Source organism: Sphingomonas glaciei, assembly GCF_023380025.1.
Classification (GTDB): Bacteria; Pseudomonadota; Alphaproteobacteria; order Sphingomonadales; family Sphingomonadaceae; genus Sphingomicrobium; species Sphingomicrobium glaciei.
In genome coordinates, this window is sequence record NZ_CP097253.1 from 802,285 (window position 1) to 825,473 (window position 23,189).

General features: G+C 67.4%; 27 protein-coding genes and 1 tRNA gene. 9 read left to right on the top strand and 19 right to left on the bottom strand.

Annotation, left to right across the window (positions count from 1 at the left end; all coding sequences use genetic code 11):
- Positions 1–45: 45 nt before the first annotated feature.
- The 5 genes from M1K48_RS03820 to fabD all read right to left on the bottom strand — a co-directional run bounded on the left by M1K48_RS03820 (position 46) and on the right by fabD (position 6,076).
- A complete protein-coding gene (locus M1K48_RS03820; protein WP_249504545.1) occupies positions 46–1,095 on the bottom strand; it encodes a serine hydrolase domain-containing protein in 1,050 nt (349 codons plus the stop codon).
- Between the two features lie 36 nt (positions 1,096–1,131).
- A complete protein-coding gene (gene dnaJ, locus M1K48_RS03825) occupies positions 1,132–2,250 on the bottom strand; it encodes a molecular chaperone DnaJ (protein ID WP_249504546.1) in 1,119 nt (372 codons plus the stop codon).
- Between the two features lie 58 nt (positions 2,251–2,308).
- Positions 2,309–4,237 carry a molecular chaperone DnaK gene (gene dnaK, locus M1K48_RS03830; RefSeq protein WP_249504547.1) on the bottom strand — a complete coding sequence of 643 codons (1,929 nt, stop codon included), beginning with the start codon at positions 4,235–4,237 and terminating at the stop codon, positions 2,309–2,311.
- 172 nt (positions 4,238–4,409) lie between these two features.
- Complete coding sequence (gene fabG, locus M1K48_RS03835) at positions 4,410–5,150, bottom strand: 3-oxoacyl-[acyl-carrier-protein] reductase (RefSeq protein WP_249505167.1); 741 nt, start codon at positions 5,148–5,150, stop codon at positions 4,410–4,412.
- Entirely contained in the window at positions 5,150–6,076 is a 927-nt protein-coding gene (fabD, locus tag M1K48_RS03840) for an ACP S-malonyltransferase (protein WP_249504548.1), read from the bottom strand. The genes fabG and fabD overlap by 1 nt, the downstream gene beginning before the upstream one ends.
- An 84-nt stretch (positions 6,077–6,160) precedes the next feature.
- On the opposite strand from fabD, the gene M1K48_RS03845 reads away from it, so the two are divergent.
- Positions 6,161–7,468 (top strand): APC family permease, encoded by a 1,308-nt coding sequence (locus M1K48_RS03845; RefSeq protein ID WP_249504549.1) that lies wholly within the window; start codon positions 6,161–6,163, stop codon positions 7,466–7,468.
- Here M1K48_RS03845 and folE read toward each other — a convergent pair.
- The 7 genes from folE to M1K48_RS03880 form a co-directional block, all read right to left on the bottom strand.
- The gene (gene folE / locus M1K48_RS03850) at positions 7,465–8,079 is read right to left on the bottom strand and encodes a GTP cyclohydrolase I FolE (protein WP_249504550.1); all 615 of its coding nucleotides are present in this window, start codon (positions 8,077–8,079) and stop codon (positions 7,465–7,467) included. The two genes, M1K48_RS03845 and folE, sit on opposite strands and share 4 nt — an antisense overlap.
- The gene (locus M1K48_RS03855; RefSeq protein WP_257794165.1) at positions 8,072–9,394 is read right to left on the bottom strand and encodes an FAD/NAD(P)-binding protein; all 1,323 of its coding nucleotides are present in this window, start codon (positions 9,392–9,394) and stop codon (positions 8,072–8,074) included. Before M1K48_RS03855 ends, folE begins: the two co-directional genes overlap by 8 nt.
- Positions 9,384–9,629, bottom strand: coding sequence for a DUF6356 family protein (locus M1K48_RS03860; protein ID WP_249504552.1), 246 nt, complete (start codon positions 9,627–9,629; stop codon positions 9,384–9,386). Before M1K48_RS03860 ends, M1K48_RS03855 begins: the two co-directional genes overlap by 11 nt.
- Before the next feature lie 21 nt (positions 9,630–9,650).
- Positions 9,651–9,727 (bottom strand) — tRNA-Arg (locus tag M1K48_RS03865).
- A 50-nt stretch (positions 9,728–9,777) separates the two neighbouring features.
- Entirely contained in the window at positions 9,778–10,605 is an 828-nt protein-coding gene (locus M1K48_RS03870) for a carbon-nitrogen hydrolase family protein (RefSeq protein WP_249504553.1), read from the bottom strand.
- Complete coding sequence (grxC, locus tag M1K48_RS03875) at positions 10,602–10,856, bottom strand: glutaredoxin 3 (protein ID WP_249504554.1); 255 nt, start codon at positions 10,854–10,856, stop codon at positions 10,602–10,604. Before grxC ends, M1K48_RS03870 begins: the two co-directional genes overlap by 4 nt.
- A gap of 76 nt (positions 10,857–10,932) precedes the next feature.
- Entirely contained in the window at positions 10,933–11,649 is a 717-nt protein-coding gene (locus tag M1K48_RS03880; protein ID WP_249504555.1) for a ComF family protein, read from the bottom strand.
- A gap of 43 nt (positions 11,650–11,692) precedes the next feature.
- Here M1K48_RS03880 and M1K48_RS03885 point away from each other — a divergent pair, with 43 nt between their 5' ends.
- Together M1K48_RS03885 and M1K48_RS03890 are read left to right on the top strand one after the other, a co-directional pair.
- Positions 11,693–12,442 carry an SAM-dependent methyltransferase gene (locus M1K48_RS03885; protein WP_249504556.1) on the top strand — a complete coding sequence of 250 codons (750 nt, stop codon included), beginning with the start codon at positions 11,693–11,695 and terminating at the stop codon, positions 12,440–12,442.
- An 86-nt stretch (positions 12,443–12,528) separates the two neighbouring features.
- Positions 12,529–12,723: a Flp family type IVb pilin gene (locus tag M1K48_RS03890; RefSeq protein WP_406697109.1), complete on the top strand. Its 195-nt coding sequence runs from the start codon at positions 12,529–12,531 to the stop codon at positions 12,721–12,723.
- Between the two features lie 80 nt (positions 12,724–12,803).
- Here the strand turns inward: M1K48_RS03890 and M1K48_RS03895 are convergent, their stop codons facing one another.
- A complete protein-coding gene (locus M1K48_RS03895; protein WP_249504557.1) occupies positions 12,804–14,267 on the bottom strand; it encodes a M48 family metalloprotease in 1,464 nt (487 codons plus the stop codon).
- A gap of 91 nt (positions 14,268–14,358) precedes the next feature.
- A complete protein-coding gene (gene cpdR / locus M1K48_RS03900; protein ID WP_249504558.1) occupies positions 14,359–14,736 on the bottom strand; it encodes a cell cycle two-component system response regulator CpdR in 378 nt (125 codons plus the stop codon).
- A 146-nt stretch (positions 14,737–14,882) separates the two neighbouring features.
- Here cpdR and M1K48_RS03905 point away from each other — a divergent pair, with 146 nt between their 5' ends.
- Positions 14,883–15,746, top strand: a complete 864-nt coding sequence (locus M1K48_RS03905) for an N-formylglutamate amidohydrolase (protein ID WP_249504559.1) — start codon at positions 14,883–14,885, stop codon at positions 15,744–15,746.
- 148 nt (positions 15,747–15,894) lie between these two features.
- Here M1K48_RS03905 and M1K48_RS03910 read toward each other — a convergent pair whose 3' ends face one another.
- Positions 15,895–16,692, bottom strand: a complete 798-nt coding sequence (locus tag M1K48_RS03910; RefSeq protein WP_249504560.1) for a SapC family protein — start codon at positions 16,690–16,692, stop codon at positions 15,895–15,897.
- Between the two features lie 223 nt (positions 16,693–16,915).
- Here M1K48_RS03910 and M1K48_RS03915 point away from each other — a divergent pair, with 223 nt between their 5' ends.
- The 4 genes from M1K48_RS03915 to M1K48_RS03930 all read left to right on the top strand — a co-directional run bounded on the left by M1K48_RS03915 (position 16,916) and on the right by M1K48_RS03930 (position 19,681).
- The gene (locus M1K48_RS03915) at positions 16,916–17,338 is read left to right on the top strand and encodes a hypothetical protein (protein ID WP_249504561.1); all 423 of its coding nucleotides are present in this window, start codon (positions 16,916–16,918) and stop codon (positions 17,336–17,338) included.
- 110 nt (positions 17,339–17,448) lie between these two features.
- Positions 17,449–18,945: a DEAD/DEAH box helicase gene (locus M1K48_RS03920; protein WP_249504562.1), complete on the top strand. Its 1,497-nt coding sequence runs from the start codon at positions 17,449–17,451 to the stop codon at positions 18,943–18,945.
- A 3-nt stretch (positions 18,946–18,948) separates the two neighbouring features.
- Positions 18,949–19,296, top strand: a complete 348-nt coding sequence (arsC, locus tag M1K48_RS03925) for an arsenate reductase (glutaredoxin) (RefSeq protein ID WP_249504563.1) — start codon at positions 18,949–18,951, stop codon at positions 19,294–19,296.
- Positions 19,297–19,414: 118 nt separating this feature from the next.
- A complete protein-coding gene (locus M1K48_RS03930) occupies positions 19,415–19,681 on the top strand; it encodes a hypothetical protein (protein ID WP_249504564.1) in 267 nt (88 codons plus the stop codon).
- A 184-nt stretch (positions 19,682–19,865) separates the two neighbouring features.
- On the opposite strand, the gene M1K48_RS03935 is transcribed toward M1K48_RS03930, so the two are convergent.
- From M1K48_RS03935 to M1K48_RS03945, 3 genes are read right to left on the bottom strand one after another with little or no spacing between them, the layout of a single operon-like run.
- Positions 19,866–20,021: a hypothetical protein gene (locus M1K48_RS03935; protein WP_249504565.1), complete on the bottom strand. Its 156-nt coding sequence runs from the start codon at positions 20,019–20,021 to the stop codon at positions 19,866–19,868.
- A gap of 51 nt (positions 20,022–20,072) precedes the next feature.
- A complete protein-coding gene (gene tgt / locus M1K48_RS03940) occupies positions 20,073–21,218 on the bottom strand; it encodes a tRNA guanosine(34) transglycosylase Tgt (RefSeq protein ID WP_249504566.1) in 1,146 nt (381 codons plus the stop codon).
- Positions 21,219–21,260: 42 nt separating this feature from the next.
- Complete coding sequence (locus M1K48_RS03945; protein ID WP_249504567.1) at positions 21,261–21,947, bottom strand: hypothetical protein; 687 nt, start codon at positions 21,945–21,947, stop codon at positions 21,261–21,263.
- A 73-nt stretch (positions 21,948–22,020) separates the two neighbouring features.
- Here M1K48_RS03945 and M1K48_RS03950 point away from each other — a divergent pair, with 73 nt between their 5' ends.
- On the top strand, positions 22,021–22,779 hold the full coding sequence (locus M1K48_RS03950) for a TSUP family transporter (protein WP_249504568.1): 759 nt from the start codon (positions 22,021–22,023) through the stop codon (positions 22,777–22,779).
- Here M1K48_RS03950 and mscL read toward each other — a convergent pair.
- Positions 22,761–23,189: a large conductance mechanosensitive channel protein MscL gene (mscL, locus tag M1K48_RS03955; RefSeq protein WP_249504569.1), complete on the bottom strand. Its 429-nt coding sequence runs from the start codon at positions 23,187–23,189 to the stop codon at positions 22,761–22,763. The two genes, M1K48_RS03950 and mscL, sit on opposite strands and share 19 nt — an antisense overlap.

Below are 23,189 nucleotides of genomic sequence, written 5' to 3' on the forward strand. Positions count from 1 at the left end.
TCTCCCTAAGCGCCGAGCCTAGCCGACGGAGATCATGCTGCAAGCTTAGCCTTCCGGCGGTATCAGCAGTTCCTCGGCAAGCTTTCCAATCACAGATTGCTCGAGATCGCCGTTGTTGAGGATCACGACCGTTCGATCTGCCGCGATGTCGTGCGCCAGATGGGCGCGGTAGGCCCCGACCTTGCCGGTCTGCCAGGCCGTGTTGCGTCCGCCCAGCACGCGCATCCGTCCGCCAAGCGCGTAATTTTCGTCAGGGACACGGACGCGGGTGAGCTCGACCAGTGATCTGCGGCGAAGCACGCGTCCCGCGAAGACATGATGCGCCAAGGACGCCAAATCCGCCGCCGTCGCATGGACGTTGCCGCTCGCTCCCCCGAACGGAGGCACGAGGCCGAGCTTCAATGCGCCATTGGCAGCGTAGGCCTGAGCGACACCGGGGGCCGTGGGATGAGCGGTGTCGATGAACCCTGCCTGGGTCAGCCTGGCCGGACGCAGGACCTCGTTGGCGATGATCGCCTCGAAGGGCCGGCCCGTCACCCGCTCGATTGCGGCGTGAACTAGGACCCAGTTGAAGAAGGAATAGTCGAAGCGCTCGCCCGGCGCGAAGGCCAGCATGCCGGACGCGAAGCGTCGGACGATCTCTGCCGATCCGGCGGTCGATGCGCGAAACGAAGGATCAGCCGCGGCGGCGCGCCCGACAAGATCGGGAATACCGCTGTTATTGGCGAGGAGATTGTCGAGCGGGACAGCGGCGAAGGCCTTGCCAAGTTCCGGAAGGTACCGCCCGATCGGCGCGCGCAGCGACATCCGGCCCCGCTCCGCCAGCCTAAGGACCGCGATAGCCGTCAGCCACTTGGTGATCGATCCGATGCGGAACGAAGTCGAAGGTTCGATCGGCAGGCCCTTCTCGCGGTCGGCAAGGCCGGCCATGAAGACATCGTGGAGGCGTCCGCCACGGGCCTGCGCAACGATCCCGCTGAAACGGTGCGCACTCGCGAAACGACGAAGCCTACTAGTCGTCGCAGGTGACCCGCGAAGCGGCGAGGTCAGGGACAGCGCGGCCCCGCCGGCCAACACCATTCGACGCGAAAACATGGAAACCCCCGACTGAACGCAACTAGTGTGCGTTTCCTATCCCAGCGCGTCCTTGATGCGAGAAAAGAAACTCTTCGCATTGGGACATTCCTCGCCGGTCTCGGTTTCCCGGAATTGGCACAGGATTTCCTTCTGCTTGGCGGTCAGGCGGGTCGGGGTCTCGACCAGGATGCAAGCGACCATGTCGCCCCTGCCGCGGCCGCTGAGGACCGCCATGCCCTTGCCGCGCAGGCGCAAGGTCTCGCCCGACTGGATGCCGGCGGGGATCTTCACCTCGATCTTCTCGCCGTCGATGCCGGGGACGTGGATCGATCCGCCCAGCGCCGCGGTGGTGAAGCTGACCGGGCAGTCGGCGACAAGGGTGGTGCCCTCGCGGCTGTAGATGGCGTGCCGCTTGAGGTGCACGAACAAGTAGAGGTCGCCGTTGGGTGCGCCGCGCACGCCCGCTTCGCCTTCGCCCGCCACCCGGATGCGGGTGCCCTCGTCGACACCGGCCGGAACCTGGATGGTCAGCGTACGACGCTTGAGGGTACGGCCCTCGCCCTGGCAGACCGGACAGGGATCGGCGATCGTCACGCCGTGGCCGTGGCAGGTCGGGCAGCTGCGCTCGACCACGAAGAAGCCCTGCTGGGCACGGACCTTGCCAGCCCCGCCGCAGGTGTTGCAGCGCTCGGGCACCGCCGTCCCGCGCGCGCCATCGCCTTCGCACGGCTCGCACGGCGCCATCGTCTCGATGTCGATGGTCGCCGACTTGCCGCCGAAGCTTTCCTCCAGCGTCAGCTCGAGGTCGTAGCGCAGGTCCGCGCCGCGCGCCGCATTTTGCCGGCCGCCGCCGCGCGGATCCATGAACTCGCCGAAGATCGACGAGAAGATATCGGAGAAGTCGGCGCTACCGCCGCCGAACCCCCCGGCCCCGGCCCCGCCATTCTGGAAGGCGGCGTGGCCGAAACGGTCATAGGCCGCGCGCTTCTGCGGGTCCTTGAGGCAGTCGTAAGCCTCGTTCAATTGCTTGAACTTGGCGGTGCGCTCCGGACAGCCGCCATGGCGATCGGGATGGCACTCCATCGCGGCCTTGCGAAACGCGGCCTTGATGGCCTTTTCATCGGCGCCGCGCTGGACGCCGAGCAATTCATAATAATCTACATGGATGGTCATGACGCAACCTCAAGCCGTCGTCCCTGCCGAGGCGCGCCCAGCAGGGACGACGTAATCATCACGCCTTCTTGTCTTCGTCGACTTCGGAATATTCCGCGTCGACCACTTCCTCGTCCGAAGCCTGGGCGTTCTCCGCCGTGTCGGCCTGGGTCTGGTTCGCACCCCCGCCCTGCTGGCTTTCGTAGATCGCCTGGCCAAGCTTCATCGCCGACTGGGTCAGCGCATTGGCCTTGGTCGTCATCGCGTCGGAATCGCCGCTTTCGATCGCCGTCTTGGTCTCGGCGATGGCGGTCTCGATCTCGGTCTTCACCTCGGCGCTGACCTTGTCGCCATGCTCGGCAAGCTGCTTCTCGGTCGAGTGGACCAGGCTTTCGGCCTGGTTCTTCGCCTCGGCCGCGGCACGCCGCTTCTTGTCGTCCTCGGCGAACTGCTCGGCCTGCTTGACCATGTTGTCGATGTCAGCGTCCGACAGGCCACCCGAGGCCTGGATGCGGATCTGCTGTTCCTTGCCGGTGCCCTTGTCCTTGGCGGACACGTTGACGATGCCGTTGGCGTCGATGTCGAAAGTGACCTCGATCTGCGGCACGCCGCGCGGCGCCGGGGGAATGCCGACCAGGTCGAACTGCCCGAGGACCTTGTTGTCCGCGGCCATCTCGCGCTCACCCTGGAAGACCCGGATGGTGACAGCATTCTGATTGTCGTCGGCGGTCGAGAAGACCTGGCTCTTCTTGGTCGGGATGGTCGTGTTGCGATCGATCATCCGGGTGAAGACGCCGCCCAGCGTCTCGATGCCAAGCGACAGTGGGGTCACGTCGAGCAGCAGCACGTCCTTGACGTCGCCCTGTAGCACGCCGGCCTGGATCGCGGCGCCGATGGCGACGACCTCGTCCGGGTTGACGCCGGTGTGCGGCTCCTTGCCGAAGAACTCCTTCACGACCTCACGGACGCGCGGCATGCGGGTCATGCCGCCGACAAGTACGACCTCGTCGATTGCCGAGGCGTCGAGCCCGGCATCCTTGAGCGCCTTCTTGCAGGGCTCGAGGGTGCGGTTGATGAGGTCGGCGACCAGCTTCTCGAGATCGGAACGGGTGATCGTCTCGACGAGGTGAAGCGGAGTGGTCTGGCCACCTTCCATGCGGGCGGTGATGAAGGGCTGGTTGATCTCGGTCGTCTGGGCCGACGACAGCTCGATCTTGGCCTTTTCCGCGGCTTCCTTGAGGCGCTGGAGGGCGAGACGATCCTTGCGGAGATCGATGCCTTCCTTGGCCTGGAACTTGGCCGCCAGATGCTCGACGATCTTGGCGTCGAAGTCTTCGCCGCCGAGGAAGGTGTCGCCGTTGGTCGACTTCACCTCGAACACCCCGTCGCCGATTTCCAGCACCGACACGTCGAACGTGCCGCCGCCAAGATCGTAGACCGCGATGGTCTTGCCGTCGTTCTTCTCAAGCCCGTAGGCGAGCGCCGCGGCGGTTGGCTCGTTGATGATGCGCAGGACTTCAAGGCCGGCGATCTGGCCGGCGTCCTTGGTCGCCTGGCGCTGCGCGTCGTTAAAGTAGGCGGGAACGGTGATCACCGCCTGGGTGACCGTCTCGCCGAGATAGGCCTCGGCCGATTCCTTCATCTTCTGAAGGGTGAAAGCGCTGATCTGCGACGGGCTGTAATCCTGCCCACCGGCATTGACCCACGCGTCGCCGTTCGAACCCTTGACGATCTTGTAGGGGACCAGCTCGGTGTCCTTCTTGGTCACCGGATCGTCGAAGCGGCGGCCGATCAGGCGCTTCACCGCAAAGATCGTATTATCGGGATTGGTCACCGACTGACGCTTGGCCGGCTGGCCGATCAGACGCTCCCCATCCTTGGTGAAGGCGACCACCGACGGAGTGGTGCGCGCGCCCTCGGCGTTCTCGATGACCTTGGGCTTGCCGCCCTCCATCACCGCAACGCAGCTGTTGGTCGTGCCGAGATCGATCCCGATCACTTTCGCCATATTATTCTACCCTTTCAGTCGCCCCCGGACGCCCATTCGAAGGCACGTCCGTGTCATTGTTCTGGCGGCGATATAGGAATGGTCGAAACGGCGACAAGGAGTTGGTGTTGCAGAGATGCAATACGGCTATGGGATTAGCATCGCCGCCCGGGAACCATTCGGGCGCGGACTCTCAAACCATCGCCATCCCGCCATTCACGTGCAGTGTCTGGCCGGTGACGTAGCCGGCCTCGCGGCTGGCAAGATACACCACCGCGGCCGCGACGTCCTCGCCTTTGCCCATCGCCCCCGACGGGATCTTGGACAGGATAGCGGCCCGCTGCGCCTCGTTGAGCGCCTCGGTCATAGCCGAGGTAATGAAGCCGGGCGCCACGCAATTGACGGTGATGTTACGGCTGGCGAGTTCCTGCGCCGCCGCCTTGCTCATGCCGACCAGCCCGGCCTTGGAGGCGACGTAATTGACCTGACCCGGATTGCCGGTCTGGCCGACCACCGAGGTCACGCTCACGATGCGCCCGAAGCGGGCCTTCATCATCGGCTTGGCCGCCGCGCGCATCAGGCGGAAGGCGGCCTCGAGATTGATCGCAATGACGCTCTCGAATTCCTCGTCCTTCATCCGCATCAGCAGGTTGTCGCGGGTCACCCCGGCATTGTTGACCAAGATGTCGAGCTTGCCGCCGAGCGCCTCGACCGCCTGCGGGACGAGTGCGTCGACCGCCGCGCCGTCCGACAGGTTGCACGGCAGCGCGACATGGTCCCCGCCGAGGCCCGCGCGAAAGGCTTCGAGCTTGTCGGCATTGGACCCGCTGACCGCCAGCCGGGCGCCCTGCGCGCTAAGCGCCTTGGCAATGGCGCTGCCAAGGCCGCCCGAGGCGCCGGTGACGAGCGCGGTCATTCCGGTGAGATCAAACATCATGCAATCTCCTTGGCCAGCGCTTCGATGTCTTCGAACGTCACTAGGCTAATGATCCGTGCGTGGGGCGCGATCCGCTTGACCATGGGTCCAAGCACCTTGCCGCCGATCTCGACGAATTCGACCACGCCGGCCGCGCTCATTTCCTGGATGCTCTCGCGCCAACGGACCATGCCGGTGACCTGCTCGACCAACAGTTCGCGGATGCGGTCAGGGTCGCTGATCGGGGCGGCGATGACGTTGGCGTAAACCGGAACGGCCGGCGCCTTGATGTCGGTCCCGCCCAGTGCGTCGGCCATGGCGTCCGCGGCGGGCTGCATCAGCGGACAGTGGAAGGGCGCCGATACCGGCAGCAGCACCGCGCGCTTGGCGCCATGATCCTTGGCGATCGCGATTGCCCTCTCAATCGCGCTGCGATGGCCGGAGATGACGACTTGTGACGGGTCATTGTCGTTGGCAACGGTGCACACCTCGCCCTGCGCGGCGGCGTTAGCGATCGCCTGCGCCTTGTCGAGATCGGCGCCGAGCAGGGCGGCCATCGCCCCGACGCCCACCGGCACCGCCGCCTGCATCGCCTGCCCACGCTTCTTCAGCAGCCGGGCGGTGGTGGCGAGGTCGAAGCTGCCGGCGCCGCACAGCGCGCTATATTCGCCGAGGCTGTGTCCGGCGACGAAGTCCGCCTTGGCAGCAAGATCGATCCCGAGCGTCCGCAGCACCGCGATGCTGTGGGCCATGATCGCCGGCTGCGCATTCTCGGTCAGCGTGAGGTCGGCCTCCGGGCCTTCGCGCATCAATCGGAACAGGTTTTGACCCAACGCCTCGTCGACCTCGGCGAAGACGTCCTTCGCAGCGTTGCTCGCACCGGCAAGCGCCGAGCCCATACCGATCGACTGACTGCCCTGCCCCGGAAAGATGAATGCGCGCATGAATGACCCTCTGATTTTCGCGGCGCGGGTTAGGCCGGGAGCGGCCAATTGCCAAGCGTGCTCGGCAATGCAACGAGGCGGCGCATGACCGCAATCGTCGAACAACTGCCACCGCCACCTGCGCCTCCCCCACCCTCGCGGCGCCTCGGACCTGTGATGAGCCTGGCGATGGTGGTCGGCACGGTGATCGGATCGGGCATCTACGTCCTGCCCGCGACGGTCGCGCCTTATGGCATCAACATCCTGTTCGCCTTCGCGATCGCCATTCTCGGCACCTGCTGCCTGGCGCTGTCGCTCGCGCGGCTCGCCCGCCGGCTGCCCGGCGGCCCTTATGCCTACATCGCGGCGGCGTTCGGCGACCGCGCGGCCTTTGTCACCTTGTGGAGCTATGTCGTCTCGCAATGGACGGCGGTGGCGGCGGTGGCGATCGCCGCGATGGGCGCGCTGGGGCACGTGTTCCCGCTCATCGCCTCGGGCTGGCCGCTCGCCTTTGCCGCGTGCGGGGCGATCATCGGGATGGTGCTGATCAACCTGCCCGGCGCGCGATCGACCGGCGTGGTGCAGGTTACCGCGACCCTAATCAAGATCGTACCGCTGCTGCTGGTCGCGGTGTTGGTGGTGTTGCGGCTGGTGACCGGCCCTGCCCTCGAACCCCTCGCGCCGGTGCCGCTCAGCCTTGGCGCGACGGTCTCCGCGTGCGCGCTGATGTTGTTCGCTTTCACCGGCTTCGAAGCCGCGGCGGTCACCGCCAATGTGACCGAGGATGCGAACGACGTCGTGCCGGGCGCGACCATTCGCGGGACGGTGCTGGTCGCGCTGCTTTACCTAGTATCCACGGTAGCGGTGCTGTGGCTGTTGCCGAGCACACAGGCGGCCACCTCGCAAGCGCCGTTCGCCGACGCCATCGCGCCTGCCTTCGGCAACATCGCGGGTAATTTCGTGGCGATCGTCGCGGCGATTAGCGCGCTGGGCGCGGGCAATGCGATCATCCTGCTGGCGGTCGAAATATCGCGGGCGATGGCCAATGCAGGCGATCTGCCGCCGTTTTTCGCCCGGACCAACCGGGCGGGCGTCGCGACCGGCTCGCTGGTCGTCGCGGCGAGCGTGGCGATGCTGCTGGTGGTGGCAAGCGTCAGCGACAGCTTCGTCGCGGTGTTCACCTTCGTCGCGCTGGTCTCGGCAGTGTCGGCCCTGGTGCTCTATCTCATCTGCGCGGCCGCGGCGCTCAAGCTGCGGCTGGAAAAGCCTGTGCTGGCCGTGATCGCCATCCTTTACGCCCTGGCGATGTTCGTTGGCGCAGGATTGGAGGCGACGCTGTGGGGCGGAGCGCTGGCGCTGGCCGGCCTGCCGATCCGCTGGCTTAGCCGCCGTTCGAGTGGGCTGCCGGCTTAGCCTCGACCCATCAGCGCCAACACCTCCTTGCGGCTGCGTTCGTCGGATCGGAAGGTGCCCATCATCCGGCTGGTGGTCATGATCACGCCGGGCGTGTTGACGCCGCGCGCGGTCATGCAGGCATGCGTCGCTTCAATTACGACCGCGACGCCCTTGGGCTGAAGGTGCTCGCAGATGCAGTCGGCTACCTCGGCGGTGAGACGCTCCTGGACCTGCAGGCGCCGCGCAAAGCCGTGCAGGACCCGCGCCAGCTTGGAGATACCGACCACCCGCGTGTTGGGAAGGTAGGCGATGTGCGCCTTGCCAATGATCGGCGCCATGTGGTGCTCGCAATGCGACTGGAACGGGATGTCCTTCAGCAGCACGATCTCGTCATAGCCGCCCACTTCCTCGAACGTCCGATAAAGGTGCGCGGCGGGGTCCTCGCCATAGCCGCGGGCATATTCCTTCCACGCCCGGGCCACCCGCGCCGGGGTGTCGAGCAGACCTTCGCGCTCGGGGTCGTCTCCGGCCCAGCGGATCAGGGTGCGGACCGCGTCCGCCACGTCGTCGGGAACGGGGATCTTGGGCGCCGGGGCGACGAGATCGCCGTCGTCGGGGGTGTCAGACATGGATAAGGAGTTCCTTTTGAACGTCCGCTGCGACCGCCTCGGCTTGATGGCGGATATCCGGCACCGCAACGATCTCCCAATACCGGCCTTTGGTCAGCGGGCCGAGCGCCCATAGCTGCTCGCCGGCCCGGCTGTGGTCGTCGACCTCAAGACCCATGGCGAAGTCGTCGGTGCGAACCGCACCCTGGTCGAGGAGGCTGCGCAGCAGCGGGTCGGCGGTCCGGCGGATGTCTCCCAGCGGCCCCGTGCAGTTGAAGGCGACCCCGACCTCACGAACGGTGTCGCGGCCGTCGCGCCGGGCGATCGGCACCCGCAGCGTGCCGCCGTCCGCCTCCATCTTGCCGACCCGGCCCGCGACGATCTCGAGCCGGCCGGCGGCGACCAAAGCGCGCAATTGCTCTGCCACCTGCGGGGCGATGCGGTGGCGATGAACGTCCCACCACGGCCGCGCGTGGCGCATGAAGCGGCGCTGCTCGCCCTCGGGCAAGCGCTGCCAGATCGCGTGGCTGTGCGGGCGCAGGGCATCGACCGCGGCGCGGAAGCCGACCGTGGCAGAGCGGCGGCGCAACCAGCGCCACAGCGACAGCAGGTTGCCCAGCGGGACCTCGTCCAGCGCGACAGGCGCGGGCGCAGACGGCGGGTGAACGTGCCCACGCGGGATTAGTCCCCGCCGCGACAGAGCGGTGATCCGCCCCTCGTGCCCGGCCGCGACCAGGGAGAGGACGGTATCGACCATGGTCAGGCCGGTGCCGAGGATCAGGACGTCCGATCCCTCGGCAGCGACGCGCTCGACCCCGGCATGGGCCGTCTCGCTCCAGGGATTGTTGACGAACAGCTCCGGCGGAAGCCCGGCCGAGCCGGGGAACGGGGTCGGGGGCTGGTTGCCCTGCGCCAGGATCAGCGCCGACGCCGCGATTATCTGTCCGTCGGAGAGGATGACTTCCCATCCCTCGCCCTGTCTGCGCGCATCGACCGCCATCGCGTCGATCGCCTTCACACCCGGCGCCGCGGCAAGCTGCTCGCCGAGGTAGCGGCCGAAGGCTCGCCGCTCGGCGAAGTCCAGCCCCTCCTCGTCGCCGCACCAGCGCGCGAAATGGTTCGGCTGGTCGGGCCAGGCACTCATCTTCGACGTCGTGACGTTGAGAAGATGCACCGGATCGCGCGTGGAATAGGCGACTCCGCGGCCAAGGCGACCCGACCCGTCGACCAGCACGACCGGAATGTCCCGTGCAGCCAGGTGAGCGGCGGTCATGACCCCCGAAAAGCCGCCACCGACGATGAGGACTGGGTGAGCCTCAGCCGGCTCAGATCTCATAATCGGGCCAGGCCTGGGGATCGGGCGCGTCGGCCTTGCGGCGCGTCATATAGTCATGGAGGCCGCTGACCGTGCGGCCCGCGGTTTGCGTGAACAGCGCCGGCACGACGGCGTGGATCAGGCAGGCGACCCCGCCGCCGATCATGCGCAATCCGATCATCACGGCACCGGTGCCGTGCCCGGCCCAGCCCATGCCAAGCGATCGGGGATGGTCGAGGAACAGCCGGCCAATCACATTCGCCTCCCCTGGCGTAGTTGGTGACCCCGACTGGATTCGAACCAGTGGCCTACAGATTAGGAATCTGGCGCTCTATCCTGCTGAGCTACGGGGCCTTGCGCCTCCTCTTAGAGGATGGCGGCAGCCAAGATCAACGCGTTCGGCGTCAGCGCTGCTCGACCGGGGGAATAGAGCGGCGGTGCGACAGAGCGGGAACGCGTTCGCGGACGTCGGCGATCCGGCCGACGTCGATCTCGGCGAAGGCCAGCCCGGGCGCGCCGTCCATCGCCAGCAGCAACTCGCCCCAAGGGTCGGCGACCAGGCTGTGGCCGTAGGTCTCGCGCCCATCCTCGTGGCTGCCGGCCTGCGCCGCCGCGACCACGAACAGCCCGGCCTCGATCGCGCGGGCGCGGAGAAGCACCTCCCAATGCGCCTTGCCGGTCGGCACGGTGAAGGCGGCGGGAACGGCGATGGTCTCGGCGCCTGCCTCGGCGAGGGCCGAGAAGAGCGCCGGAAAGCGGATGTCGTAGCAAATGGTGAGACCGAGCCGCCCGACCGGCGTTCCCTCCACCACCACCGCGGTGCTGCCAGGCGCGTAGCTAACCGATTCCCGCCAGCTTTCACCGGTCGGCAAGTCGACGTCGAACAGGTGAAGCTTGTCGTAGGTCGCCCTCACCTCTCCCCCCGGATCGATCACGAAAGAGCGATTGGCGAGGAGGCCGTCGTCGCGGCGGATGGCAAGGCTGCCGAGATGCACCCAAAGGCCGTCACGGGCAGCGGCGTCGCGCACGGCGGCAAGGACCGGATCGTCTCCTTCGGCAGTGAGGTTGGCGGCCGCCCGCGCCCGGTCACGGTCGAGCAACCCGCTCATCTCGGGCGTGAACAGCATCGCCGCGCCGCCGGCGCTCGCTCCGCGCATCGCCTCGACCAGCGCCGCGCCGTTTCGGGCGGGATCGACTCCGGTCTGCGCCTGTAGCAGCGCGATCCGGCTCATGCCGCCAGCATTGTGTCCAGCCGCCCCTCGCGCTCGAGCGCGAACAGGTCGTCGCAGCCGCCGACGTGCTGCCCGTCGATGAAGATCTGCGGCACGGTCATGCGGCCCGAGCGCTCGATCATCTCGTCCCGCTTGGGTCCGCCGGCATCCAGATTGTAGGTCTCGGCCTCTATCCCCTTGGCGCGCAGCAGCGCCTCGGCGCGCACGCAATAAGGGCAGGTGGTCTTGAGGTACATTTCGACGTTGGCCACGGTGTCATGCTCTCCGGCTAAGGCTGGGACTGTCCCTAGATAGAAGCTCAACCGCCGAGTGCCAGTGTTGGTGCCCTCACTTCAGGACGCGGGCGAAGGCGATGAGGTCGACCGAGCGCGCGCCGCGGCGGCGAAGCAAACGCGCGCAGGCTTCGGCGGTGGCTCCGGTGGTCATCACATCGTCGACGAGGACGAAGGAGCGTCCCTTCACTTCAGCGCCGGGGCGCAGCGCGAAGGCATTTTCGACGGTCTTGCGCCGTTCGGCCGGGTTGAGCCCCTTGAGCTTCGGGGTGGCCCGGACGCGGCGCAGGAGATCGGGGTCGCAAGGACGGCCGAGCGCCCGGGCGATCAGGACCGATTGGTTGAACCCCCTCCCCCACAGGCGCCAGCGATGGAGCGGCACCGGGACCAGCAGCGCCTCGGAGTCGAGTTCCGCCATCGCCCGCTTCATCGTGCTCGCCATGGTCCGCGCCAGGGCGATCTTGCGCCCGTATTTCAGCCGCATCGCGATCGAGCGGGGGATCTCGCCATAGGCCACTCCGGCCCTGGTCCGGTCAAGCGGCCCCCTCGCGTCCTCGCACGACAGGCAGATGCCCTCAGCGCCCGGCGGCAGTGCCAGCCCGCAACGGTCGCAGCCGCCACCGAGAAAGTCGAGCCTGCTCCAGCAGTTCCCGCAGAACAGGTCGACGGCCGGGGTGATCTCGCCGCAACCCGGGCAGCGCGGGGGAAGCGCGAAGTCGAGCAGCCAGCCACCCGCTGTCCGCACCCCGCGCAAGGCCCCGGTCTGGATCATCACACCCCTTGTCCGTCAGCCCGGGCCATCCCACAAGGGGAATATGGCCGACATCCTGTTCGACGAGCCGGCGCGCCGCCAGCGCCGCCAGCGTGCGCTCTCGCGCGATCCGCGCCCGTTCCTGGCCGAGCGGATCATCGACGAATGGCTCGAGCGGTTGGAACCGGTCAGCCGCCGCTTCGGGCGCGTGCTGGTGTCCGGAGTGCCTGCCGCGCTCCACCCCCGGCTGGCGAGCGTCGGCGAGCTGGTCCGCTTCGCCGACGGCATCGACGCGCTGGCCGACGAGGAAGCCACAAGCCTCGACCTGATCCTGGTGATGGGAGAGCTCGACGCGCGCGACGAATTGCCGCTGCTGCTGCGAGTCATCGCTTCCCGCCTCGCGCCCGACGGGTTGCTGGCCGGCGCCATGCCGGGCGGACAGAGCCTCCCGGCCCTGCGCGCCGCCCTTCATGCCGCCGACCGCGAAGGCGGCGCGTTCGCCGCCCGCAGCCACCCCCGGATCGAGCCCGGCGCGCTGGCCGGTCTGCTGGCCGAGGCGGGGCTTGCCGATGCCGTCGTCGACATCGACCGGCTGACCCTGCGGTACCGGTCGTTCGAGCGATTGATTGGCGACCTTCGCGATCATGGCGCCACCAACGTGCTGCTGGCACGGCCCCGGCACGGGCTCGGCAAGTCGCGAAGGGAGGCTGCAAGGGCCGCGTTCGCTGCTCAAGGCGATGGCACCGCCACCACCGAACGGATCGACATGCTCCATTTCGCAGGATGGAGCCGGCCCGATAAAAACCGTGCTTAACCGTAAAGCAAGAACATGCTGTCACTATCTCATTAACCGCGCGACACTAGCACCATCGGCGTGGACGTGGACCAGAGGAGGGTGGCTTGGACGCTATCCGAACGATGTTGCGCAGGTTGCGCGCTGACCAGAGCGGCGCAACGGCGATCGAATATGGATTGATTGCGGCACTGCTAGCAGTCGCCTGCATTACCGGCATGTCGGCGCTTGGCGGCGGCAGTAACGGCATGTGGGGCAAGATCGACGGCTTCGTCGTCAGCGCGACCAACCGCGTAACCTGACGCGGGTCGATCAGCCGCAAGGCCGGTAACGGCCGGTGCCCACGCGGGAGCACCGGACCTGTGTCACGCGTCCGACCCGATCAGCGGCGTTGCCCGAGCACCACCAGCTTGACCTTCTGCCCGGGGGTCAGCCGAGCGTTCGCGGCCAGCCCGTTGAGCGACAGGAAGCGCTCGGTCTGAAAACTGCGATAGGCCATCCGCCCCGCCAGGCTCTGCACCGTGTCGCCGTTGCGCACGGTATAGACGTCGATCACCTTCGGCCGGATCGCCGCGGCTTCCTGCGCGGTCACCCGGCGCAGTGAATTCACCATCGACGTGAACGGCCCGACGCCCTGCCCGCCGCGGGTCAGCATGGTGAAGTCGTAGGCCGTGTTCTGGTCGAACGCATAAGCGAACACGCTGACATCGACGATCCCGTTGGAGGTCTGCGCGCGGCCGACGACATATTCGACCGGAATGCCGTTCACCGTCGTGCGATTCTGGTCGACCAGCTGGATCTGGGTGCGTCCCCCGGTCAGTTCCTGAAGACGCTGCTGGATATAGGCCTGGAGATTGCCCGAGAAGCGCCCGGTCTTGAACTGCGCCTGCCCGCCCGAGCCCTGGATGGAAACGGCGTCCGTCCCGTTCTGCATCAGGTAGCCGGTGGGTACGGTGAAGGCGAGGCGGAGGTCCGGATGCACAAAGGTGCGGCCGTCGATCACGCCCTGCGCGGGATCGTCGTCGACGAACACGCCGTCGAGCTGCGCTAGGAACTGGTCGCGGTTGCGTAGCCCAGACCCGGCGCGGCCGGTCTGGCGCGCCAGTTGCGAGGCCTGGGCGACGCGGTTGTCGCTGTTGGGGTGGGTCGTCGCCCATTCCGGGGTCGAACGATTATCCTTGCCCTGCACCCGCGCTTCGAGCGCGGTGGCGCGGCCCAGCGCGGCCAGCATGCTTGCCGAAGCGGCAGGATCGTAGCCGCCGCGGGCAAGATAGCTGATGCCGAGCCGGTCGGCGTCATATTCCTGGCTGCGGCTGAAGCGCAGGGTGTTGAGCTGCGACCCCTGCTGCGCCAGCTGACCGATGGCGTTGCCAATCCCGCCGCCGATCACCGAACCGATGATCGCCCCGAGGATTCCGCTGACCGCATTGCGCTGCGCCGCCGACTGGCGGGCCTGGGCGTGGTTGGCGGCAACGTGGCCCGTTTCGTGCCCGAGGACGAAGGCAAGCTCGGCCTCGTCGTTCATCAGCCCCATCAGCTGGCGGGTGATGTAGATGTAGCCGCCCGGCACGGCGAAGGCATTCTCCACCGCCGAATTGAGCGTGGTGAAGCGGAACGAGCCCGCATTGACGCCCGAATAGCTGGCGACCCGCCGGCCGACGCCCTCGACATAGGCCGCGCGGGCACCGGTCTCGGCCCCACCGAATTCCTGGATCACGGCCGGATGCTGCTGCTGCGCCTCCTGGACGTAGCGCGCGGCAAGGCCGCGATTGGCGGTCTGGGCGGACAGCGCGACAGGGGCCGATACGACCGCCGCGGCGCTCAGGAGGAAGAGGGTCTTGCGCATGGGATGTTTCCGTACAGGAGGTGGTCTTCGCCATCCTGAACGGAACGGAGCCGGTCCGGTTCCGGCTTCGGAGTCGTCCCAGCGGCGGCGTTCAGAGCCGGCCGTGCTGGTCCTCGGTCTGGAACATGCGATCCACTTCGGCGACCAGATCCTTGAGGTGGAACGGCTTGCTCAGCATCTTCGCCTCGGGTGCGGTGCGCCCGCTCTGCAGCGCGACCGCTGCGAAGCCGGTGATGAACATGACCCGGATCGACGGATCGATCACGCCAGCCTTCTGGGCCAGTTCGATCCCGTCCATCTCAGGCATGACGATGTCGGTCAGCAAGAGATCGAACGATTCGGCCTTGAGCAGCGGCATCGCCTCGGTGCCGCAACCGACCGCTTTCACGCTGTAGCCCACTCGCTCCAGCGCACGCGCGAGATATTCGCGCATCGAACTATCGTCTTCGGCGAGGAGGATCTTGATCATGAGAATGGTCTCTTATGCCCGGAAGCTTTAAGATTTTCTAGGCGGAACGACGCCGAGACGCGCCACGATCGAAGAAAATTGGCGCTGGCCGCTATTCGCCCTATCACCGCCGGCAAGTCCATTGCCTCGTGACGGAGCGTCCAACCTTGATTCCCCGCCCCGCCGAGCCCGGAATTCTCGCTCCCCCGCGCGTCGTCCCCGGCACCGGACGCCTGCCGGTACTGCTGTCGGTGCCGCACGCCGGTCGCGACTATCCCGACTGGCTGATCCGGCTGAGCCGCCGCGGCCGCGACAGCCTGCGCCCGCTGGAGGATCCGCTGGTCGACCGACTGGTGTGGCGAGCCCAGGCACTCGGCATCGCCTGCGTGATTGCCGAGGCGCCCCGCGCGGCGATCGACTGCAACCGGGCCGAGAACGAACTCGATCCGGCGGTCATCAGCCTGCCGCCCGGAACCGGGCACGACGGCCTGCGGGTGCGGTCGGGGCTGGGGCTCGTTCCCGGACGCCTTGCCGGCGCGGGCGAACTGTGGCGGCGGCGGATCGGTCGCAATGAGCTCGAGGCCCGGCTGGAGACGGCATGGCGGCCCTTCCACCGCCTGGTCGCCGAACAGCTCGCCTTCCTCCACCGATCACACGTCGAAGTCCTTCTTCTCGACTGCCACTCAATGCCCTGGCGCCCCGGCCAGGCTGAGCTAGTGATCGGCGACCGCCACGGCACCACCGCCGCCGCGCTCGTCACCGATCTCGCCCGCCGCATCGCCGAGCGCGAAGGTTTCCGCGTCGCCTGCAACGATCCTTATGCCGGCGGCCACGTCGTCGCCGCGCATGGTGCGCCGGCGCGCGGCATCCACGCGATCCAGCTCGAGCTCGACCGTCGCTGCTATCTCGATGCCGCGGGGCGCGAGCCCGGTCCGGGCTTCGACCGCTCGGCCCGGCTGATCGGGGCCCTTGCCGAGGCGCTCGGCTCGGCGCTGCTCGATAGGCAGGCCCCGCCCCTCGCGGCCGAATAAAAAAAAGCCCCCGGCAAGTGCCGAGGGCTCTTAGGTCAAGGGGGAACGCAGCCGGTCCGCGAATGTCACGCTTTCCGGTGCCACCCCAAGGTGGTGGCGACGGCGGGGTTGGGCAAGCCGTGCCGGCCCTCACCCTGCCGCGCTGGGATCACGCCTCGGCGGACTGCAGCGCCGGGCCCGATACGCCGGCCGGGCCCTTGCCCTGCTCGACCTGGCGGGCGAAGATTTCGCGGGTCTGCGACAGGCTGAACAGGTGCGCGAAGAGCAGCGGCAGCAGGCCGTTCTGGTTCATCTTGCGCAGTTCGTCGCCGCGAAGCTCACGCAGCTTTTCCTCGTCGACCATCTGGAAGCCGCGATAGATGAAGGGCTGCTCGACGCCTTCCGGCTGGATGGCGACTTCGCCGTCCATAAGCAGGCCGGCCTTCTTGAGCTCGGCCATGAACAGGCCGGTGCGCTGGCCGGCTTCCTCGAACTGCTCGCAGAACTGCAGGATCGCCTTGGTCGCATCGCTCGGCTGGTCACCGTCGAACAGCGGCTGGCCGTCCTCGAAGTCGCCCACCGCACCCGAGGTCGGGTCGACGCACAGCGACAGCTCGTCAGCTTCGCTGTTGAGGCGGGCGAGGAGGAAGGGGTAGCGGCGCAGATAAGCCGGGAGATAGCCCTGGCGGTCGATCGGCTGGCCTTCGGCGTCGATGAAGGTGTTGACGCCTTCGTTGAGACCCATCAGCGCCAGCGGCACCGGGTCTTCGCCGGCCGAGAAGATGATCGGGTAGTGACGCTGAGCGAGCGCGAACTCGTCGACTGTCAGCGGAATGGCATGGACATTGGCGGCCGCGGGCAGCGCCTGCAGGCCACGTACCTTCATGGTGCCATGCTGCTGGCTGCTGACGGGCTCGAGCTGAGTGTAGAGGAGCGGAAGGCCGGTATTCGGCGCAGCGGAAGCCATTGAACTCTCCTGATATCCTAGGATGGGGATGGCCCGCCAGCCGGCCCCTCTTGAAGACGTTGTGGGCCGCGCTCCTATGCGGGCTTGCCGGTGCTTGCAAGTGTGGCACCACCCTGTGCACAAATGCCACGCAAGTTCAGCCTCGGTTCAACGCCCGGCACCCAGCAGCGATGATCAGTTCCCGGCACCGCTCGCCGCTTCACCACAGGTGTTCCCTCACTTCATGCTGTTGTCCCTTCCCCTCTTCGCCTGGCTTGCCTCCCTTGCCGGAGTGGCGGGAATGCAACCCGTCGCGGTGACCCGGCTGGTGGTGCGCGAGGAAGTGATCTGGCGGGTGCCGGTGATCCGGCCGCGGGCGATGCGTCCGATCCGCTGGGAAGAGAAGAAGGGCCCCAAATGCATCGGCGCGGGCCAGATCGTCGCCGCCGCGCTGGGCGACGAACGGTCGGTCGACTTCCTGCTCAACGACCGCAGCCGCATTCGTGCCCGCATGGACGAGGATTGTCCGACGCTCGATTTCTACGGCAATTTCTACATTCAGCCGGAAGACGAAAAAGTCTGCGCCAAGCGTGACGAGATCCGCAGCCGGATCGGCGGTTCGTGCCGCATCGAACGGTTCCGGCGGATGGTCCCCAAGCCTCTCTGAGGCCCGCTCCCAAGCCGTTTTCTTGACAGGAACGGCAGTTTGGCCCACGGCGCGAAGCGCCATGCCGGCCGTTGATGCTGGGCTGGCCGTTTCTCTTATCCGGATATCTTATGCCTTTTGCCGATCTCGGCCTTTCCGACGACCTGCTGCGCGCCATTGGCGATAGCGGCTATACCGAACCGACCCCGATCCAGGCCGGTGCCATCCCCCCCGTTTTGATGGGCAAGGACCTGGTGGGCATCGCCCAGACCGGGACCGGCAAGACCGCCGCCTTTGTTCTGCCGATGATCGACATCCTTGGCGAAGGCCGCAGCCGCGCCCGCATGCCGCGCAGCCTGATCCTCGAGCCGACCCGCGAACTCGCCGCCCAGGTCGCCGAGAATTTCGAGAAGTACGGCAAGTATCACAAGCTCTCGATGGCGCTGCTGATCGGCGGCGTTCAGATGGGCGACCAGATCAAGGCGCTCGAAAAGGGCGTCGACGTGCTGATCGCGACCCCGGGCCGGCTGATGGACCTGTTCGGCCGCGGCAAGATCCTGCTGACCGGCTGCGACCTGCTGGTGATCGACGAAGCCGACCGCATGCTCGACATGGGCTTCATCCCCGACATCGAGGAAATTTGCACCAAGCTGCCCAAGCAGCGGCAGACCCTCCTGTTCTCGGCCACCATGCCGCCGGTGATCCAGAAGCTCGCGGCCAAGTTCCTGACCGATCCGCGCCGGATCGAGGTGTCGCGCCCGGCCTCGTCCAACCTCAACATCGATGCCCAGCTGGTTGAGACCCGTTCCGACAAGAAGCGCGACGTGCTGCGTGACCTGCTGCGCGCCGAGGACGTGTCGACCGCGATCATCTTCTGCAATCGCAAGACCACGGTGCGCGAGCTGGCGACCAGCCTCAAGCGCTCGAACTTCGCGGTCGGCCAGATCCATGGCGACATGGAGCAGGCCGCCCGAATCGCCGAGCTCGACCGGTTCAAGGCCGGCGAGATCAACATCCTGGTCGCCTCCGACGTCGCCGCCCGCGGGCTCGACATCAAGGGCGTCAGCCACGTCTTCAACTTCGACGTGCCGTGGCAGCCGGACGACTATGTCCATCGCATCGGCCGGACCGGCCGCGCCGGCGCCAAGGGCAAGGCGCTGACCCTCGCCACCCGCGAGGACAGCGAAGCCGTCGCCCAGATCGAGAAGCTGACCGGAACGCCGATTCCTCGAGCCGGAGCGACCTCCGCCCCCGCGGCGAGCGACGAGCCCGACGCCAAGGAGGCGAAGGACGCCAAGCCTGCGCGGGCCCGGCGCTCCAGCACCCGCAAGGATCGCGCCGAGGCCGAGCCTGCAGCGAAGACGGCCAAGGCCCCCAAGGCCGAGGTCGCCCCCGAGGTCGTCACGGCAGTCGCACCGGACCGCGATGAGGAACCGGCCCGCAGTGCTGACAAGCCCGCCAGACCAAGCTCGCGCGATGGTCGCAGCCGCCGCGACGACGAGCGCGAACGTCCGGCGCCGGCCCGCACCCCGGCCCCTGCTCCTGCCGCGCGCCAGCAGGATGCGGCGGACGAGGACGGCTGGAACGGCCCGCTCCCCAGCTTCCTGTCGGTGTCGCTCGGAAGCTAGGGCGTGGACGTCACCGTCTACCACAACTCGGCCTGCGGAACCTCGCGCGGCGTCCTCGCTCTGCTCGAAGAGCGGGGCATCACGCCCATCGTAATCGAATATCTGCAGAACCCGCCCACTCGCGACGAGGTCCGGGCGCTGGCGGACAACGCGGGCGTCCCGCTTCGCGCCCTGCTTCGTGAGAATGCGCCGCCCTATGCGGAGATGGGCCTTGGCGACGAAAGCCTGTCCGACGACGCCCTGCTCGACGCGATCGATCAGCATCCGATCCTGCTCAACCGCCCGATCGTGGTGACGCCGAAGGGAACGGCGCTGTGCCGGCCCAAGGAAAAGCTGCTCGACCTGCTCTGATCATCCTCGGAGACAACCGTTAACGGCGCGGCATCGCCGCCGCGGTCCCTGGCCGCGCCAGGCCGAGCTTCCACTCCCCGCCGCGACCTCTATCTCCTCTTGGACGAAGGAGAAGAGGATGGCCTGGAATATCGCCCGATCGGAGGCGCTGGCCGACCCCGAGGCGGCCCGCCACAAGGTGCTCGGCCGCCTGCAGCGGTTGAGCGAGCTCGACGATGCCGAGCTTCAGGTCGTGAACATCCTGATCGATGCGATCCTGATGGCCGAGGCCTATCGCGGCGCCCGCCACCAGGTCACCTTCCTGCCCGAGATGACCCGCAACGTGGACCATCTTCTCCGCGATCTTGCCATTCTCGACAAGGCTGACGAACTGGCGGCGGTCTGAGCGCCGTCAGTTTCCGTAGAGCGCGCCCAGCAGCCCGATCCGGAACACCGGATACATCGACAGCCACGCGCCGGTCAGGACCGCGAATAGGAACAGCAGCGCCTTCCCCAGTCCTGCCCACCAAGTTCGAACCAGATCCCCGGCCCATCCGCAGGAAAGCGGCCCGCCCCTGCAGGAGGCGACGTCACGGCTGGGCGTTCTTCTCGCGGGCGCGGGTCGCCGCCACGCCGCCGGCGATGAAGCCGAAGATTAGGCCGAGCGCCAGATTATCGAAGACGATCCAGCAGAAGCCCGCCACCAGTAGGAACGCGCCGACCCCGAAACCCGCCTTCTTCTCCATGCCCCTGCCCCTTGCCATCGGGACCAAAGTGCGGGCGAAGTGTCGGGCGGGTCAAGCCCGCGCGGAATGGGCTTTGTGGCGATAGCGCGCGAGGAAATCGCGGGCGTGGCTCGTCAGCCGTCCCTCGCCGATCGCGTCGCGCAGGCCCTGCATCATCCGCTGGTAGAACCACAGGTTATGCTCGGTCATCAGCATCGCGCCGAGGATCTCGCCCGAGCGCACAAGATGGTGGATGTAGGCCCGGCTGTAGCGCGTGCACGCCGGGCACGGGCAGCCGGCTTCGATCGGCTGCTTGTCCTCGGCATGGAAAGCATTGCGGATGTTGAGCGGCCCGTCGGCGGTGAACGCCTGCCCCGTCCGCCCCGAGCGGGTCGGAAGCACGCAGTCGAACATGTCGATCCCGCGGGTCACCGCCTCGACGATGTCGTCGGGCTTGCCGACCCCCATCAGGTAGCGCGGCTTGTCCTCCGGCAACTGGCCCGGCGCGAAGTCGAGGCAACCGAGCATCGCCTCCTGCCCCTCGCCCACCGCCAGCCCGCCGACCGCATAGCCATCGAAGCCGATGTCGATCAGCGCGTCGGCGCTTTCGCGGCGAAGCTTCTCGTCAAGCACGCCCTGCTGGATACCGAAGATGGCGTTGGCCTCGGCGTGCGCTTCGCCGCGATCGAATTCCTCGCGGCTGCGGCGGGCCCAGCGGATCGAGCGGTCCATCGCCTCGCGCTGCTTCTTCTCGGGCACGTCGGGGCGGACCAATTCGTCGAACTGCATCACGATCGATGAGCCGAGCAGGCGCTGGACCTCGATCGAGCGTTGGGGGCTCAAGAGGTGGCGCGAGCCGTCGAGGTGGCTTTTGAAGGTCACCCCCTCTTCCGTCACCTTGTTGAGGTCGCTGAGGCTCATCACCTGGTAGCCGCCGCTGTCGGTCAGAATGGGCCGATCCCAGCCCATGAACGCGTGCAGCCCGCCGAGCCGCGCCACCCGCTCGGCGCCGGGGCGGAGCATCAGGTGATAGGTGTTGCCGAGGATGATGTCGGCCCCGGCCGCGCGCACGCCTTCGGGCTTCACCGCCTTAACGGTGGCGGCGGTGCCGACCGGCATGAAGGCCGGAGTGCGGATCTCGCCGCGTCGCATGGCAATGGTGCCCAGCCGGGCACGGCCGTCGGTGGCGTGGATCGAGAAAGAGAAGCGGGCAGTCATTGCCGCGCCCTAATGTCTGGAGCGCGCAAGGACCAGTGCGGGTCAGCGCGGCAACGAGTCCAGGGGAATGTCGCTGAAGCAATCCTCGCGGCGTACCGGCCAGTGAAGCTGCTTCCGGTCTCGCAGCCGGGATCGCTCCACCACCCGCGCCCACCGCAAGCCGCGGCTGCCGACCACCTCACGAACGATGACGCAATGCGGGGCATGGGGCGGAAGCGGCTTGATGTCGCCGGTACCGATGATCCGTCCATCGCTTGCCTGGTAGACCGGTCGCCAGCAGCCCTTCCCACAGCGCTTGGCAAATTCGAAGGCCCGTTGCGGAGGCTCTGCAACGGCATGCGACCAGGATTGCCAGGTCGCGATCGAGGTCGTCATGGCGAACGCGGCTGCGCCTCCCGCGTAGGCGACGAGAAGCCACTTACGACGTCCTTCGCCCCGTGGGGGGTTCGCGACCAGCAGCCATAGCGATGCTGCCGCGACCGCAATGCTGAGCATCCAGCCGACATCGATCCGAAAGCTCACCAGCGGCTCGCCGATGAGCGCGGCAACGACCCTGTCCGCCGCCCACGGAATGATCGCGAGCGGAAGGACGCCAAGCGCGGTGATCTGCTGCCCGCTGAAGGATGCCCGGCCAGCCGACGCGCGGCGTTCGGCCAGGATGGCGCTCTCGTAGGCCGTGCTGAGCCCGTGTTGGCCAGCGGCGTGAGTGGGAGCCCTCGTGTCGCGCATGCAGGCCTCTATCGCGCGAATTGCTTGAGAAACTTCTTATCGTTCCGGCCCGCCTTGCGGGGTAAGGGCGGGCATGATCGACCTCTGGCTCTACCCCGTCCTGACCGGCGTCGCCCTTGCCGCGGGCTTCATCGACGCCATCGCCGGCGGGGGCGGGCTGATAATGATGCCGGCGCTGCTGGTCAGCGGGGTACCACCGCTCCATGCGCTGGGCACCAACAAGCTACAGTCGATGTGCGGCACCTTTGTCGCGATGCGCAATTATGGCGCCAAGGGGCTAATCGACTGGCGGCTCAACCTGCCGACCGCGCTGATCGTCTTCGCCGGCTCGGCCAGCGGGGCGCTGCTGGTGCAATATATCGATGCGCGCACCCTTGCGCTGGTCATCCCGCTGCTGCTGCTCGCCAATGCGGTCTACATCCTGCTCAGCCCGCGGATGGGCGACGAGGATGCCCACCAGCGGTTGAGCGCGACCGGCTATGCCCCGATCGGCGGCGCGATCGGGCTGTACGACGGCTTCTTCGGGCCCGGCACCGGCAGCTTCTTCACCTCGACCCTCGTCGCGTTGCGCGGCTACGGGCTGACCCGGGCGACGGCGCTGTGCAAATATTTCAACTGGACCAGCAACGTCGCGGCGGTGCTGCTGTTCGCGGTCGGCGGCCAAGTGCTGTGGCTGCTCGGGCTCAGCATGGCGGTGGGCGCGATGGCCGGTGGCTGGCTCGGCAGCCACACCGCCATGCGCTACGGCGCGAAGCTGATCCGGCCGCTTCTAGTCACCGCCAGCGTAGCGATGACCGCGCGGCTGCTGTGGGGCTATTTCAGCGGCGGCTGACGCAGGCTGTCGCGGATTTCGCGCAGCAGCAAAATGTCCTCGGTCGGACCGGCGGCCTCTTCCTCGCGGATCACCTTGGCCGCGGCGCGAACCAGCAGGAAGATGATGAAAGCGAGGATCAGGAAGTTGACTACCGTGGTGATGAACTGGCCGTAGCCGAGCAGCGGCACGCCTGCCTTCTTGAGCGCTTCATAGTCCGTCGGGGAACCGCTGTAGCCAGCCGGAATGTCGCCCAGGCGCACGAAATAGCTGGAGAAGTCGAGCCCGCCCGCGACCGAGCCGACCAGCGGCATGATGATGTCGTCGGTCAGGCTGGTGACGATGGTGCCGAACGCGGCTCCGATGATCACGGCGACGGCGAGGCCAAGGACATTCCCCCTGGCGATGAATGCGCGGAAATCCGTCAACAT

Excerpts from the sequence above, each read along its gene's own strand:
- M1K48_RS03945 (WP_249504567.1), bottom strand. The coding sequence starts at position 21,947 with ATGCGCGACACGAGGGCTCCCACTCACGCCGCTGGCCAACACGGGCTC.
- M1K48_RS03870 (WP_249504553.1), bottom strand. The coding sequence starts at position 10,605 with ATGAGCCGGATCGCGCTGCTACAGGCGCAGACCGGAGTCGATCCCGCC.
- M1K48_RS03915 (WP_249504561.1), top strand. The coding sequence starts at position 16,916 with ATGCTGTTGTCCCTTCCCCTCTTCGCCTGGCTTGCCTCCCTTGCCGGA.
- M1K48_RS03910 (WP_249504560.1), bottom strand. The coding sequence starts at position 16,692 with ATGGCTTCCGCTGCGCCGAATACCGGCCTTCCGCTCCTCTACACTCAG.
- M1K48_RS03920 (WP_249504562.1), top strand. The coding sequence starts at position 17,449 with ATGCCTTTTGCCGATCTCGGCCTTTCCGACGACCTGCTGCGCGCCATT.
- tgt (WP_249504566.1), bottom strand. The coding sequence starts at position 21,218 with ATGACTGCCCGCTTCTCTTTCTCGATCCACGCCACCGACGGCCGTGCC.
- M1K48_RS03855 (WP_257794165.1), bottom strand. The coding sequence starts at position 9,394 with ATGAGATCTGAGCCGGCTGAGGCTCACCCAGTCCTCATCGTCGGTGGC.
- dnaK (WP_249504547.1), bottom strand. The coding sequence starts at position 4,237 with ATGGCGAAAGTGATCGGGATCGATCTCGGCACGACCAACAGCTGCGTT.
- M1K48_RS03930 (WP_249504564.1), top strand. The coding sequence starts at position 19,415 with ATGGCCTGGAATATCGCCCGATCGGAGGCGCTGGCCGACCCCGAGGCG.
- M1K48_RS03820 (WP_249504545.1), bottom strand. The coding sequence starts at position 1,095 with ATGTTTTCGCGTCGAATGGTGTTGGCCGGCGGGGCCGCGCTGTCCCTG.
- folE (WP_249504550.1), bottom strand. The coding sequence starts at position 8,079 with ATGTCTGACACCCCCGACGACGGCGATCTCGTCGCCCCGGCGCCCAAG.
- M1K48_RS03935 (WP_249504565.1), bottom strand. The coding sequence starts at position 20,021 with ATGGAGAAGAAGGCGGGTTTCGGGGTCGGCGCGTTCCTACTGGTGGCG.
- M1K48_RS03895 (WP_249504557.1), bottom strand. The coding sequence starts at position 14,267 with ATGCGCAAGACCCTCTTCCTCCTGAGCGCCGCGGCGGTCGTATCGGCC.
- dnaJ (WP_249504546.1), bottom strand. The coding sequence starts at position 2,250 with ATGACCATCCATGTAGATTATTATGAATTGCTCGGCGTCCAGCGCGGC.
- M1K48_RS03845 (WP_249504549.1), top strand. The coding sequence starts at position 6,161 with ATGACCGCAATCGTCGAACAACTGCCACCGCCACCTGCGCCTCCCCCA.
- fabG (WP_249505167.1), bottom strand. The coding sequence starts at position 5,150 with ATGTTTGATCTCACCGGAATGACCGCGCTCGTCACCGGCGCCTCGGGC.
- M1K48_RS03950 (WP_249504568.1), top strand. The coding sequence starts at position 22,021 with ATGATCGACCTCTGGCTCTACCCCGTCCTGACCGGCGTCGCCCTTGCC.
- mscL (WP_249504569.1), bottom strand. The coding sequence starts at position 23,189 with ATGTTGACGGATTTCCGCGCATTCATCGCCAGGGGGAATGTCCTTGGC.
- M1K48_RS03885 (WP_249504556.1), top strand. The coding sequence starts at position 11,693 with ATGGCCGACATCCTGTTCGACGAGCCGGCGCGCCGCCAGCGCCGCCAG.
- fabD (WP_249504548.1), bottom strand. The coding sequence starts at position 6,076 with ATGCGCGCATTCATCTTTCCGGGGCAGGGCAGTCAGTCGATCGGTATG.
- M1K48_RS03880 (WP_249504555.1), bottom strand. The coding sequence starts at position 11,649 with ATGATCCAGACCGGGGCCTTGCGCGGGGTGCGGACAGCGGGTGGCTGG.
- cpdR (WP_249504558.1), bottom strand. The coding sequence starts at position 14,736 with ATGATCAAGATCCTCCTCGCCGAAGACGATAGTTCGATGCGCGAATAT.